Source organism: Streptomyces sp. NPDC002209 (assembly GCF_042890265.1).
Classification (GTDB): domain Bacteria; phylum Actinomycetota; class Actinomycetes; order Streptomycetales; family Streptomycetaceae; genus Streptomyces.
Window position 1 is genome coordinate 103937 of record NZ_JBIARX010000014.1, and the last position, 13904, is coordinate 117840.

Sequence of the window (13904 nt, forward strand, 5' to 3'; positions counted from 1 at the left end):
CGGTGTCACGAGGAGACCGGGCGCGTGCCGTTCTCCAGCTCCGCGGCGCCCTCGCCGGACTCGAGGACCCGGTAGGCCTCTCGGGTGCGCCGGCCGAGCGATCCGGGGAGGTAGGCGGTGAGTTCGGCGGGCTCGACCAGGCGCCAGGAGAGCAGTTCCTCCTCCTGGAGCTTGATCGAGGCGAGCTGTGCCGCGTCGAGCACGCCGCCGTCGTAGAGGTAGGCGACCAGCGGCGGGCGGCCCTCGCCCAGCGTCCAGTCGACGGCGAGCAGCCGGCCGAGCGGCAGGTCGAGGCCGATCTCCTCGGCGCTCTCGCGGCGGGCCGCCGTGCGCGGGGACTCGCCCTGGTCCGACTCGATGGTGCCGCCCGGCAGGGCCCAGCCCTCACGGTAGTTGGGCTCGACGAGCAGCACCCGGCCCTCGGCGTCCCGGTAGAGGGCGGCGGCTCCGGCCAGCACCCGGGGCAGGCTCGCGATGTACGTGGCGTAGTCATCCGTGGTGGTCACGCCGCCACCCTACCCAGCGGCCCCGGCCGCCGGGTTCACGGCTCCGGGGGATGGTGGCGGTCTGCGGGGACTTGAGGCCGCCGGCGACCAGGAGTACGGCCGGGGCCGCCGCCATCGGCACGCCCCAGGTGACGACGAGCCAGGTGGGCGGGTCCAGCGAGCCGCGGCTGGTGTGCAGGTAGCTGCTGCCCACGCCGGCGGGGATCACGTCGAGGATGTGGACGGTCGGGCCGAGCAGGAACACGAAGGTCATCAGGGCCGCCGCGAGCACGATGTTGATCGTGCCGAGCCATTCCACGCCTCCTCGATGCCGGCCGTGATGTGGAGGCCTTCGGCGACCTGGAGCGCTCCGAGGCCGAGGCTGGTCGCCGTGCCGAAGACGGTCGCGAAGACGGCGAGCAGGTCGATGGCCCTGCCGGGCAGGCCGCCCGCGCGCTCCTCCCCCATCAGCGGGACGAAGGCGGTTCGTGAACTCGGGTTCGGAGTCGTCGGCGCCGAGCCTGATCCGGCCGAACCGGCTGATCGCGAGGACGACGCACATGACGAGGAAGGCGTCGGCGGCGATCACGAACGGCCAGGCGAAGTTGGCCAGCACCCGGGCCAGCGCGGTGCTCGACGCGGTGTCGAAGGAATCCTTGCCCGGCGCCGCCCAGGCGACGACGGCGAGTACGGCGACCACGCCGGCGGTGACGACGGCACGGTCCGGTTCGGGGTTCGCACCTTCCGGACGTGCGTCTTCCAGCGATTCCGCGCTCATGCGGCCACACTATGCAGGCGTATATCCGCATTTACGGGCATGGAGCGCCGGGCGTGACCCAGGCCACCCATGGGCATAGGAGGATCCTCCGGATAGGCTCATGGGGGCGCGACTGCACTGTTCGATAGCAAGGGATTAGCAAGGTGACGGACGGAGCAGTAACTGAGACCGCGCGCGTGCTCATCGCCGCGGACAAATTCAAGGGCTCGCTCACGGCCGTTCAGGTCGCGGAGCGGGTGACGGCGGGCCTCCGCAAGGCCGTACCGGGCGTGGAGATCGAGACCCTCCCCGTCGCGGACGGCGGCGACGGTACGGTCGCGGCCGCCGTGGCGGCCGGGTTCGAACGCCGGGAGGTACGGGTCACCGGTCCGCTCGGTGAGCAGGTCACGGCCGCTTTCGCGCTGCGTGACGGCACCGCCGTGGTCGAGATGGCGGAGGCCTCCGGGCTGCAGCTGCTGCCGGCGGGTGTGTTCGCCCCGCTGACGGCGACCACGTACGGCTCGGGCGAGCTGCTCAGGGCCGCGCTGGACGCGGGGGCGCGCTCGATCGTGTTCGGTGTGGGCGGCAGCGCCACCACCGACGGCGGTGCGGGGATGCTGGCCGCGCTGGGCGCGGTGTTCCTGGACGCGAACGGTGAACCGGTCGGTCCGGGCGGCGGCGCGCTCGCGGAGCTGGCGTCCGCCGACCTGTCCGGGGTCGACCCGCGCTTCGCGGAGGTCGACCTCGTCCTGGCGAGCGACGTGGACAACCCGCTGACGGGCCCGAAGGGCGCGCCCGCGGTCTACGGCCCGCAGAAGGGGGCGTCGCCCGAGGACGTGGCGGCGCTGGACGCGGCGCTGGCGCACTTCGCGGTGGTACTGGAGAAGTCGATCGGCGAGAAGGCGGGCCGGCTGGCCGCCGCGCCCGGTGCGGGTGGCGCGGGCGGTATCGGGTACGGGGCACTGCTGCTCGGTGCGTCGTTCCGGCCCGGCATCGAGCTGATGCTGGAGGTGCTGGGGTTCGCTCCGGCCCTGCAGCGGGCGACGCTGGTGATCACCGGTGAGGGCTCGCTGGACGAGCAGACCCTGCACGGCAAGGCCCCGGCCGGCGTCGCGGCGGCGGCGCGCGCGGCGGGCAAGCCGGTCGTGGCGGTGTGCGGGCGGCTGCTGCTGGGCCAGGAGGCCCTGGAGGCGGCCGGCATCCGCAAGGCGTACCCGCTGACGGACCTGGAGCCCGACCCGGCCAAGTCGATCCCGAACGCGGGTCCCCTGCTGGAGCGTGTTGCGGCCAACATCGCCGCCGACGTGCTCTGACCCCCGGACGGCCGTACGAGGCCCGGTACCCCCGCTCGGGGGTGCCGGGCCTCGGCGTTCGGCGGCCGGTCCGCCACGCGCGGCTGGGGGCGTGAGCCGCAAGAACCCCGGTGCGGGGCGGCGGGTTCGGCTGCTATCCGTGGAGGCATGGACCAGCTGCCGACCGAGCGACTCGTACTCGTACCCCTGGATCCGGCGCGGGCGCGGGGGCTCCTCTCCGGGGTGCCCGGGGCTGGGTGCCGGTGGGGGCCCGGGTATCCGGACGACGGAGACCGGGCCGGAGCCCGGCGGTACCTGCGGGTGCTGGCCGAGACCGGGGATCCCGCGCCGTTCGGCGCGTACGAGATCCGCCGCCGGGGCGACGGGCTGACGATCGGCGGGGCGGGCTTCCACGGCCCGGCCGACGCGGCCGGGGTGGTGACCGTCGGCTACGGGCTGATCCCGGCCGCCCGCGGCCGGGGCTACGCCGCCGAGGCCCTGCGGGCCCTGCTCGGCCATGCCCGCGCGCACGGGGCGAGCGGGGCGGCGGGTGATGCGGACCGGGAGAACGCGGCCTCGCACCGGGTCATGGCCGCGGCCGGGATGCGGCTCGTCGGGGAGGACGAGCGGCTGAGGTACTACGCGGTGAGCTGGGCGGGCGCCCCGGAGGCGGCGAGCAGCTGAGCGGTGCTCACCACCCGGGCGAAGCCGCCGCCCTGGAGGTTGACGGCGGTGGCGGCGGCCAGCTCGTCGGCGGTCAGCCGGAGCCCGTCCGGGCCCTCGAGGTCGAAGGTGTGGGTGGCGTCGAGCGGGACGAGTACGTCGTAGCCCAGGTTCCCGGCCATCCGTGCGGTGGTCTCGACGCACATGTTGGTCTGGATCCCGCAGACCACGAGCTGGCCGATGCCCTGGGCGGTGAGCCATGCGGCCAGGTCCGGGGTGCCGTAGAAGGAGGAGTTCACGGTCTTGGTGACCAGCAGGGCCTCCTGCCCCGCCCGGTCGGCCACGAAGTCCTTGAAGGCGTGGCCGGGGTGGTCGGCGGCCAGGACCGAGCCCGCGGCCCGCGAGGCGTGCCGGACGAGCACCACGGGGCGGCCGGACTCCTGCCAGGCATCCATCAGCGCGGCGATGTTGGCGTCGGCGGCCGGGTTGTTGCGCGGGCCCCAGTAGGAGGCGTCGTCGAAGCCCTTCTGTACGTCGATGACCAGCAGGGCGGCGTTCGGGGCGAGTGCGATCTCGTTCTTCGTCATGACTTCATGATCTTCGGCCCGCCGCCGCGTCGACAGCGGCAACCGGGACCCGAATCGATGGGATCCTGCCAGGATGGCAGCATGCATCGTGTAGCCGTCGTCGTCCAGCCCGGGATCCGCAGCTTCGACCTCGCCGTCATCACCGAGGTCTGGGGCCCCGACCGCAGCCACCTCGGCGTCCCCCGCTTCGAGCTGCGCCGGTGCGCCGTGGACACCGAGCCGATCGCGCTGCCCGGCGGGCTCACCCTGGCCCCCGACCGGCGGCTCGACTGGCTGGCCGAGGCCGATCTCGTCGTCGTGCCGGCGCTGGCCGAACCCGCCGCCCCGACGCCCGGGCCGGTCCTGGCCGCCCTGCGGGACGCGCACGCCCGGGGCGTGCCGGTCGCCGCACTGTGCGCCGGGGCGTTCATCCTCGCGGAGGCGGGCCTGCTGGCGGGCCGCCGGGCCGTGACGCACTGGTGGCTGGCCCCGCAGCTCGCCGAGCGCCATCCCTCCGTGCTGGTCGAGGACGCCCCGCTGTACGTGGAGGACGGCGGGCTGTGGACCTCCGCGGGGGTGGCCTCCGGGATCGACCTCTGCCTGCACCTCGTACGGGAGGCCCACGGGGCGGAGGCCGCCGCCGCCATCGCCCGGTCCATGGTGACGGGACCGTTCCGCACCGGCGGGCACGCCCAGTACCTGGACCGGCCCACCCCGACGGCGGACCGGACCGCCGAGGCCCTGGCGGCCGTACGTGAGCGGGCCCTGCGCCATCTGCACGAGCCGCTGTCCGTGGCCACGCTGGCCCGCTGGGCGGGGATGTCGCCGCGCTCCTTCGCCCGCCATTTCGTCGCCTCCACCGGCACCACCCCGCACCGCTGGCTGCTCGGCCACCGCCTGGACCAGGCCCGCAAGCTCCTGGAGCGCACCGACCATCCGGTTGCGGAAGTGGCCCGCCGCGCGGGCTTCGCCAGCGAGGTCACCTTCCGCCAGCACTTCACCTCGTACGTGGGCCTCGGCCCCCGTGCGTACCGCAGTGCGGCGATCGCCACACCAGCAGCCCCGCCCAAATCCCGGTGACAGTGTTAGAAATGGCTCATGACCGGACGTTTGGGTCGACCCAGGGGATCCCCACCCGGGCAGCCGACCGGGCGGGACCCGGGCCTGCCGCCGCGTCTCTCCCTGGGCGCCCGCAGCGTCGCCGGTCAGGTCTTCACGCTCCAGGCGGTCATCGTGGTGCTGCTGATCGCCGCGGCCTCGCTGGCCCTCGTGTTCCAGGAGCGGTACGACACCGAGCGCGACGCGCGCCACCGCTCGCTGGCGGCCGCGGAGGCCTTCGCGCACGCCCCCGGCCTCCCCGAAGCCCTGAAGACGCCGAACCCGACGGACGAACTGCAACCCCTGGCCGAGGCCGCCCGGCGGGCCTCGGGCGTCGACTTCATCGCCGTGATGACGCCCGACGGGGTCCGCTACACCGACCCGCGGCCGGAGCTGATCGGCAAACGGGCCACCGGCGACCTCTCGCGGGCCGTCGGCGGGCAGTCCTTCACCGAGGTGTTCAAGGGGTCGCCGAGCGATGCGGTCCGCGCCGTGGTCCCGGTACGGGACGCGAACGGGGCGGTCGTCGGCCTGGTCGGCACCGGCATCGAGGTCGCCAAGGTCTCCGATGTCGTCGAGGGCCAGCTGCCGCTGCTGCTCGGCGCCGCCGCGGGCGCGCTGCTGCTCGGCACGGGCGGCGCCGCCCTGGTCAGCCGGCGGCTGCGGCGCCAGACCCGGGGCCTGGGCGAGAGGGAGATGGCCCGGATGAACGAGCACCACGAGGCGGTCCTGCACGCGGTGCGCGAGGGTGTCCTGATCATCGGCGCCGACCAGCGGCTGCTGCTCGCCAACGACGAGGCCCGGCGGCTCTTGAACCTGCCGCCCGACGCCGAGCAGCGCCATGTGCGCGAGCTGGGCCTCGACCCGCGCACCACCTCGCTGCTGGTGTCCGGGCGGGTCGCGACGGACGAGGTGCACCTGGCGGGCGACCGGCTCCTCGCCGTCAACGTCCGCCCGACCAAGCCGTACGGAGGACACCCGTCCGGCAGCGTCATGACCCTGCGCGACACCACGGAGCTCGCCTCGCTCTCCGGACGCGCCGAGGTGGCCCGCGAGCGGCTCCAGCTGCTGTACGACGCGGGAGGGCGGATCGGGACCACGCTGGACGTGGTGCGGACCGCCGAGGAGCTGTCCGAGGTGGCCGTGCCCCGGTTCGCCGACTTCGTCACCGTGGAGCTGCTGGAGCCGGTGCTGAAGGGCGAGGAGCCCTCGCCGGCCACCGGCATGTACTCGCAGATGCGCAGGGCGGCGATGAGCGGGGTGCGCACCGACCAGCCGCTCCAGCCGGTCGGCGACATCATCCGCTTCGAGGTGCCCACCGCTCCGATGGCGGCGGCCCTGGACGCCGGGCACGCGGTGCTCGCGGCCGATCTGAACGCGGCGATGGGCTGGCGGGCCCAGGACGAGGCGGGCACCCGCGAGGCGCTGGGGTACGGGCTGCATTCGCTGATCTCGGTGCCGCTCCAGGCCCGCGGCGTGGTCCTCGGCATGGCCAACTTCTGGCGGGCCGCCGACACCCCGGAGGCCTTCGACGAGGAGGACCTGTCGTTCGCGGAGGAGCTGGGGGCGCGGGCGGCCGTCTCCATCGACAACGCCCGCCGCTTCACCCGGGAGCACGCGACGGCCGTGGCCCTCCAGCGGAGCCTGCTGCCCCGGGTGCTGCCGGACCAGAGCGCGGTGGACGTGGCCTTCCGGTACCTGCCCGCGAAGGCGGGGGTGGGCGGGGACTGGTTCGACGTGATCCCGCTCGCCGGCGCCCGTGTGGCGCTGATCGTCGGCGACGTCGTCGGGCACGGCGTGCACGCGGCGGCCACGATGGGCCGGCTGCGGACCGCCGTGCACAACTTCTCCACCCTGGACATGCCGCCCGACGAGCTGCTGGGCCACCTGGACGAGCTGATCCACCGGATCGACCAGAACGAGTCCGGGGACGCCGGTGAGGGCGCGGGCGACGCGGCCGGCGTCACGGGCGCCACCTGCCTGTACGCGGTCTACGACCCGGTCTCCGGGGTCTGCACGATGGCGAGCGCCGGGCACCCCGGACCGGCCCTGGTCCGGCCCGACGGGGGCGTGGAGTTCCCGGAGCTGCCCGCCGGGCTGCCGCTGGGCGTGGGCGGCATGCCCTTCGAGGCCACCGAGCTGCCGCTGCCGGAGTCGAGCCGGCTCGTGCTGTTCACGGACGGCCTGCTGGAGGACCGCGACCGGGATTTCGACACCGGCCTCGGCCTGCTGGCCGACACGCTCTCCCTGCCCGGCCGCAGCCCCGAGCAGGCCTGTGCGGACGTGCTGGCCGCGATGCTGTTCCCGGCCCCGAGCGACGACATCGCCCTGCTGATCGCCGACACGCGGCGGCTGGAGGCGGACCGGATCGCGGAGTGGGACGTGCCCGCCGACCCGGCCGCGGTCTCCCGGGTGCGCAACGCGGGCTCGGCGCAGCTCGCCGCCTGGGGGCTGGGGGACATCGCGTTCACGGCCGAGCTGATCCTCAGCGAGCTGATCACCAACGCCATCCGGTACGGGACCGCGCCCATCCGGGTGCGACTGCTGCGGGACCGGAACCTCATCTGCGAGGTCTCCGACGGCAGCAGCACCTCGCCGCACCTGCGGTACGCGGCCACCACCGACGAGGGCGGCCGCGGCCTGTTCCTGGTCGCGCAGTACGCCGAGCGCTGGGGCACCCGGTACACCGAGCGCGGCAAGGTCATCTGGGCCGAGCTGCCGCTGACCGGCGGCCCGGAGCCGGCGTTGCCGGTGATGGACCTGGAGTCGCTGGAGGACCTGGCCTGGTGACGGGCGGGGGCGCCGGCGTCACGGGCCCGGGGCGGCGCCGGGCTCCGCGCCCGGGGCCGGCGGCGGGGCAGCGGGGCCGGCGGCCGCCGTACGGGCGAGCAGGACCGCCACGTCGTCCTGCGGGGCCCCCCGCAGCAGGCGCGCCAGGATCTCGTCGCACAAACGGTCCAGCGGCTGTCCGGCGTCGCGCAGCGCCCACCCCAGCTGGGCCATGCCCTGGTCGAGGTCCCGGTCGCGGGACTCGATGAGCCCGTCGGTGTACAGCACGAGCAGGCTTCCGGGCGGCAGGGCGACCTGCTCGGTGCGGAACTCGCGTGCTCCCGTGCCCAGCGGGGTGCCGGGCGGCCCGTCGAGGAAGGTGACCTCCCCGCCCGCCGTGGCCACGGCGGGCGGCGGATGGCCGGCGCGGGCGATGGTGCAGCCGCCGGTGGCCGGGTCGTGGACGGCGTAGACGCAGGTCGCCATCTCGTCCTCGCCGAGGTCGGCGACCGCGGCGTCCAGCGAGCGCAGCAGCCGGGTCGGGGAGACGTCGTGGCGGGCGAGGGTGCGTACGGCCGTGCGCAGCTGCCCCATGACGGCGGCGGCGTGGATCCCGTGGCCCATGACGTCCCCGATGACCAGGCCGGTGCGGCCGCCGGGCAGCTGGATGACGTCGAACCAGTCGCCGCCGACGTCGTGGTCGCTGGCGGGCAGGTAGCGGCCGGTGAGTTCGAGGCCGGTCACCTCGGGCAGGGCGCTGTTGCTGAGGCTGCGCTGGAGGGTCAGGGCGGCCCGCCGCTGGTTGGTGTACATGCGGGCGTTGTCGATGTTGAGCGCCCCGCGGGCGACCACCTCGTCGAGGAGTACGCAGTCCTGCTCGTCGAAGGGCTCGCGGCCGCGCACCCGTGTCACGGTGACCGCGCCGAGCACGGTGCCGCGGGCGACGAGCGGGATCAGCCGGGCGGAGCCGAGGGTCGTGAGGTAGTCGCGCAGTTCCGTGGCGCGCGGGTCGGGGAGCAGCGCGTGGACGTCGGACACGTACAGGTTCATGGGCCGCCCCTCGGCGATGACCTGCTCGTAGACCGACTCCGCCGGGATCTGGAAGGTCTGGCCGGGTGCCAGCCGGGCGGTGGGGGCGTCCGGGTCGGGGAACTGGACCGCCAGGCGGCGCAGCACGCCCTGGTGGGTGGCCGCGGCGTCGTCGGGTGCGAGGACGGCCTCCAGCAGCTGTACGTCGGCCGAGTCGGCCAGCTGGGGTACGAGGACCTGCACGATCTCCCGGGCGGTCTGGTCGAGGTCGAGGGTGGTGCCGATGCGGGTGCCGGCCTCGGCGAGGACGGCGAAGCGGCGCCGGGCCCGCTCGGCGTCGACCTGGGCCTGCTGGCTCTCGGTGATGTCGATGAGGGAGGCGATCACGCCGAGCGGGCGGCCGGAGCCGTCGAGCAGCGGGGCGTACGAGCAGGACCAGGTGTGGTCGTGCTCGGGGTCGGCCGGGGTGCGGCCGGTGCGGCGGACGTCGACGACGGCGGTGCCCCGGTCCATGACCTGCTGCATCGTCGCCTCGAGCGCGACGGCGTTGACGCCGGGCACGACCTCGGTGAGCCGTTTGCCGAGGTGGTCGGCGGCCGAGACGCCGTTCATCCGGGCCAGTGCGTCGTTGACGCGCAGGAAGCGCAGGTCGGGGCCGAGGGTGGCGAGCCCGATGGGCGACTGGGTGAAGAGGCTCTGGAGGGCGGCGAGCGAGTCCCGCATGCGCAGGACCTCGGAGGTCTCCACGGCGATCAGCATGGCCCCCGTACGGCCCTGCGGGTCGATGGCGGGGACGATCCACATCTCCATGGTGACGCGGTGCCCGTCGCGGTGGCGTACGGGGAGGGTGCCGACCACCGTCTCACCCGCCTGGACGCGCCGGGTCAGGTCTTCGGCGAGCTCGTGGTTGGTCTCGGGGACGAGGACGGACGTGCCGGGGAGGCCGAGGATGTCCTCGGGGCGGTGGCCGAGCAGGTCCTGGGCGGCGAGCGACCATTCGACGATGAGTCCGTCGGCGTCCTCCCGCCACAGGGCGATCGGCAGCAGTTCGCGGAGCACACCGGCGTACCCGACAGCCGCGGCCGGCTGATCCGGGACCTCGCTCGTCGACTGGTATGTGTCCACCGCACCGACCTCACCCCGGGGGGTCCGATTCCTACCGATTCACCCTATCCGAGCGATCGGCGCGGGGCGCTGCGCCGGTCGGTGCGGCCGGCGGCCCCGGACACGGGCGGGTGCGGCCTCGGGTACAGCCAGGGGAGGACGGAGGTGACCCAGGAGAGGACGGCGTAGAGGATGAGGGCGGCCCACCAGCCGCCGAGCCCGGGGCGGCCGAACTGGACGAGGCCGGCGATCGCTCCGGCGACCGCCGCGGCCCCCGGCAGCAGCGCCCGGCGGTCCGTGCCGACGTACAGCACGGCCGCGGCGGCGAGGGCGAACGCGGCTGCGACGATCACCGTGCGGGCCCCGTCGCCGACGTCCGGGGTGGGCAGGCCGCGCAGCTGCCACAGGGCGACGGGTGGTCCGGCCACCGCGATCGGCAGGGCGGCAGCGCGCAGCCGGGCGGGCCGGACCCGCTGCCGGACGAGGGCCGCGAGGGCGACCATGGCGTACAGGCAGACCGGGACGTGGCCGGGGAGCGAGGACCAGTCGCCGGTGGAGAAGGCGATGCCCGTCCACATCAGCACGGCCGCGCACAGGGCCGGTACCGCTGCCACCACCCCGACCAGCACCGGGAGGCAGACCAGTGGCTTCAGCGCGCCGAGGAGGCCCCGTACCGGGCGGGCCCCGGCCCTGCCGGTGGGCTGGAGCGCCGGCCAGGCGAGGAGCCCGGTCCGCAGGGCCGTCCGGCGCGGATCCCGCGCGCGCAGCAGCCGGCCGGCCTCCTCGGCGCCGATCTCGCCGAAGGACGCCAGGGCCGCGTCGAACGCGGCCCGTGTGGGCAGGCCCGGGGGGTTCGGCGGGGAGTCGGGGGGCCGGTTGCCGCTCCGGAAGCCCTTGCGGTGCAGCTCGGCCAGGAGCGGCAGCTCCTCGTGGAGGATCTCGTTCTGGCGGACCGCGGTGAGCACGTCCCGCACCCGGTCCCAGGGGGCCACGTCCGGCCGGGTGGTGACGTCCTGCGCCCAGAGCTCCGGGAACCGCGGGCCGAGCGCCATCTCGCCGGCGATCTCCTCGCCGAGCGCGGTGAGGTCCGCGGGATCCCCGAACGCGTCGTGCAGACGCTCGTCGGTGGCGACGAGCGACACGAGGGCCGCGGCCCCGTCGAGGCGGCCCCAGGTCCAGTCGCTCATCCGCCACCGGGCGCTGAGGAACGCGGCGAAGTTGTTCAGCCCATTCCCGCTGAGCTTGGCCCTGACCATGTCCTGCGGGGAGTCCGGGGCCACCTGCGGCAGCACCGTGCGGGTGGCCCAACTGGTGTCGGCCGCCGAAACGGTGTGGAAGTCGAGGTCGGTGGCCTCGGCCAGCGGGTCGGGACGCAGCGGGCCGAGCAGCACCTCGGCGTACGCCAGCGCCTCGGTCATGGGCGGGCCGGCTCCGCGGGCGGCGGCGTGGAGGGCCTCGTAGCCGTCGACGTCGGGGCTCAGGTCCAGGCCGATCTCCTGGCCCAGGTCCGCCAGGCGTTCCCACAGGTGCCCGAAGCCCTCCGGGACCGCCGCCGGGCCGGCCGCGGGGACCTCCGGCAGGGAGCCGGAGCAGACCGCCGTCGCGAGGTTCGCCGCCCAGGTCTCCCAGTGCGCGGGAGCGGCCTCGGGCGGGGGCACGGGCGGCATGAGCGCGCCCAGCAGGCGGGTCGCCTCGCCGTACGGGGCCGTGGCGTCGGCGGGCATCAGTCCGGGGGACAGGGCGGCCCGGTAGCGGCCGAGCAGCAGCCGGTCGCGGGCGGCGTTCAGGGCGGCGACGGCGGAGCGGCACGCGAACAGCCGCGTCCGGTAGGCCTCCACCAACGCCGCCTCCACCGGCCCGGCGCCGGACTCGTACGCCCCCAGCCAGTCCATGAGGAGCCGTACGGCACGCGCGAGGGCCAGCGGCGAGTACCCGGGGCCGGGCAGCGTGCCGGGCCCCACCGCCAGGCCGTCCGCCGCCCGGCGCAGCCGGGCGAAGAGGACCGCCGAGCCCTCCGCGGCGCTCTCGTCCAGCGCCTCCAGCGGCCCGGGGCCCGCGGGCAGCGGCAGCGCGTCCGGGCCGGTCACCTCCGCCGGGTCCGCCAGCAGCCGGATCAGCCGGCGCGCCTCCGCGCGGCCGGCCGAGCGGGCGTACGGGTCCAGCCGGGCCATCGCCGCGTCGTACAGCTCGGTGAGGGTCGGGGGCAGCACCCCGAGGACGGCCCGCCGCTGCTCGGCCGCGGCCTCGGCGGCGCCCAGTTCGAGGGCGTCGTCGCGCAGGGACTCCGAGCCGGTCTTCACGGCCAGGGACTTCGCGGCCATCCGCACCAGGCGGGTGACGCACCGGCTGCCGCCCGGCTCGGGGGGCGGCGGGAACGGGGGCACCGGCTGGAGGAACAGCAGCCGGCGGTCGGCCTTGCGGGCCACGGGGGACCCGGCGACCGCCCGTACGGCCCAGGCGACGGGGATGTCGTCCAGCAGCCCGCCGTCCATGAGTTCGGCGCAGCCGTTCAGGTCCTCATCGGGGTGGCCGCTCTCGCTGCTGACACCGCGCATGTCCACCCGGGGCGGGTCCTCCACGGGCTGCGCGCCGTTGCCGACGTACACCCGGCCCGGCTCGAAGGCTCCCGGAAAGGACGAGGAGGTCCGCGCCGCGTACGCCAGCCGGTCCAGCGCCGTCTCCCGGGCCGCGCCCGTGACGTCGTCGGGGAAGTCCGTCAGGGCGCCGCGGTGCCGGAAGCGGAAGTAGGCCCGGGAGCGCCCGACCGGAAGCGGCCGTCCGAGGGCGGGCCGGACCAGGTCCCCGCGGGGCCGCAATCGGGTGGCCGTCAGGAACAGCCGCAGCGAGACGGGCGGGCGCCGGTCCGGCGGAGCCTCGTCGAGGAGCCGGCCCAGCGCACCGCGCAGCTCCTTGTAGAAGACCTCGTCCCCGCGCATCAGCGAGGCCGGTACGTGGAAGGGGGTGGAGCGGCGCAGCAGCCCTTCGAGGTCGCCCAGGCGCAGCCACAGGTCGCGCACACCCCGGCCGAAGGGCATCCCGTACACGAGGTGGCAGGCCAGCAGGACGCCGTTGATCCCCCCTGCACTCGCTGCGACGAGGACGTCGATGTCGACGTCCTCGTATCCGCACGTGTCCAGCAGCCCTGCGTAGACGCCCGCTTCCGGGGCGGGTTGCCGCCCCGCCGCCGCCCGGAGCGCCGCCGTCTCGCAACAGGCCCCGCCCGTCCATACGGCGAGACTGACCCCGCCGCGCATCGCGAGGGCCAGCCGCAGTTCCGTACTGCGCCGGCCCGGCCGGTCGTCGCTCATGCCTCCAGCTTGGCCCTGGATCAGGCGTGGCGCACCCGGGCGGCCACCACCTCGCGGGTGCGGGTGGCCGAGTGACAGAAGTTGCGTATCAGTCCGGAGAGTTCACATCCCGGTTCCACGCCGAGTTCGCGTTTCACGAGGTCGCGGTACGTGTCGTAGGTGCGCATCGCCTCGATCAGGTTGCCTTCCGCCAAGTGGGCCTCGATCAGGGCCCGCTGGGCGCTTTCGCGCAGCGGTTCGGCGCTCACCGCGACCAGCGCGGATTCCACCGCTTCGGCGTGCCGGCCGACGCGGGCCAGCTCGCGGCTCAGCGCCTCCAGCGCGTGCAGCAGCCGCTGGCGGACGCGTTCGCGCTCCAGCAGCACCCAGTCGTCGTACCAGCCGGGCAGCAGATCGAGCGCGTCGGTACGCCATTTCAGCACCGAGAGGTCCTGGCTGGTGGCGGTGCCGCCGATGAGCCGCCCGGCCCAGCCGTACAGGACGTACAGGTCGACCACCGTGTGCTCGCGCACGGCGAGCGAGCACTTGTCGGAGTCGAGCAGGTCGATGCCGGCGGCCTTGAGCCGCCACAGCGCGGACCGCAGGTTCCCCGCCGCCCTCAGGTCGTCGCCGGACGGCCACAGCGTGCCCGCGGCGTGCCGGCGCTCGACCCGGCCGCCGTTGAGCGCGACGAACGCGAGCAGGCGCTTGCCCCCTTCCGGCACGTCCAGCCATCTCCCCTGATGGACGACGCGCGGGCCGCCGAGGAGGTGGAGGGCCGGCGCCTCCCCCTGCCCGGGGACACGGACCGGTGACTCGAGGAACTGCTGGTTCATAGGCGGTCCTCCTGCATA

General features: G+C 75.0%; 9 protein-coding genes and 2 pseudogenes. 4 read left to right on the top strand and 7 right to left on the bottom strand.

From position 1 onward, the window contains the following. Positions 1-5: 5 nt before the first annotated feature. The 3 genes and pseudogenes from ACFYXK_RS25320 to ACFYXK_RS25330 form a co-directional block, all read right to left on the bottom strand. A complete protein-coding gene (locus tag ACFYXK_RS25320; protein ID WP_389413156.1) occupies positions 6-506 on the bottom strand; it encodes an NUDIX domain-containing protein in 501 nt (166 codons plus the stop codon). Next, positions 490-957: pseudogene (locus tag ACFYXK_RS25325) on the bottom strand (BCCT family transporter); the annotation flags it as partial. The gene ACFYXK_RS25320 and the pseudogene ACFYXK_RS25325, both read right to left, overlap by 17 nt. 24 nt (positions 958-981) lie before the next feature. Then, a pseudogene (locus ACFYXK_RS25330) lies at positions 982-1263 on the bottom strand (BCCT family transporter); the annotation flags it as partial. 143 nt (positions 1264-1406) lie between these two features. On the opposite strand from ACFYXK_RS25330, the gene ACFYXK_RS25335 reads away from it, so the two are divergent. Both ACFYXK_RS25335 and ACFYXK_RS25340 read left to right on the top strand, forming a co-directional pair. Further along, positions 1407-2555: a glycerate kinase gene (locus ACFYXK_RS25335; RefSeq protein ID WP_389413157.1), complete on the top strand. Its 1149-nt coding sequence runs from the start codon at positions 1407-1409 to the stop codon at positions 2553-2555. 147 nt (positions 2556-2702) lie between these two features. Then, positions 2703-3218: a GNAT family N-acetyltransferase gene (locus ACFYXK_RS25340; RefSeq protein ID WP_389413158.1), complete on the top strand. Its 516-nt coding sequence runs from the start codon at positions 2703-2705 to the stop codon at positions 3216-3218. On the opposite strand, the gene ACFYXK_RS25345 is transcribed toward ACFYXK_RS25340, so the two are convergent. Next, the gene (locus tag ACFYXK_RS25345; protein ID WP_389413159.1) at positions 3173-3784 is read right to left on the bottom strand and encodes a cysteine hydrolase family protein; all 612 of its coding nucleotides are present in this window, start codon (positions 3782-3784) and stop codon (positions 3173-3175) included. The two genes, ACFYXK_RS25340 and ACFYXK_RS25345, sit on opposite strands and share 46 nt — an antisense overlap. Positions 3785-3865: 81 nt before the next feature. Here ACFYXK_RS25345 and ACFYXK_RS25350 point away from each other — a divergent pair, with 81 nt between their 5' ends. Next, entirely contained in the window at positions 3866-4843 is a 978-nt protein-coding gene (locus ACFYXK_RS25350; RefSeq protein WP_389413160.1) for a GlxA family transcriptional regulator, read from the top strand. Between the two features lie 18 nt (positions 4844-4861). Then, positions 4862-7651, top strand: coding sequence for a SpoIIE family protein phosphatase (locus tag ACFYXK_RS25355; RefSeq protein ID WP_389413161.1), 2790 nt, complete (start codon positions 4862-4864; stop codon positions 7649-7651). An 18-nt stretch (positions 7652-7669) separates the two neighbouring features. Here the strand turns inward: ACFYXK_RS25355 and ACFYXK_RS25360 are convergent, their stop codons facing one another. The 3 genes from ACFYXK_RS25360 to ACFYXK_RS25370 are packed head-to-tail and all read right to left on the bottom strand — an operon-like array spanning position 7670 to position 13886. Further along, the gene (locus tag ACFYXK_RS25360; protein WP_389413162.1) at positions 7670-9784 is read right to left on the bottom strand and encodes a SpoIIE family protein phosphatase; all 2115 of its coding nucleotides are present in this window, start codon (positions 9782-9784) and stop codon (positions 7670-7672) included. 44 nt (positions 9785-9828) lie between these two features. After that, the gene (locus ACFYXK_RS25365) at positions 9829-13071 is read right to left on the bottom strand and encodes a DUF3376 domain-containing protein (RefSeq protein WP_389413163.1); all 3243 of its coding nucleotides are present in this window, start codon (positions 13069-13071) and stop codon (positions 9829-9831) included. Positions 13072-13091: 20 nt separating this feature from the next. Further along, positions 13092-13886, bottom strand: coding sequence for a BTAD domain-containing putative transcriptional regulator (locus ACFYXK_RS25370; RefSeq protein ID WP_389413164.1), 795 nt, complete (start codon positions 13884-13886; stop codon positions 13092-13094). Positions 13887-13904 lie beyond the last annotated feature (18 nt).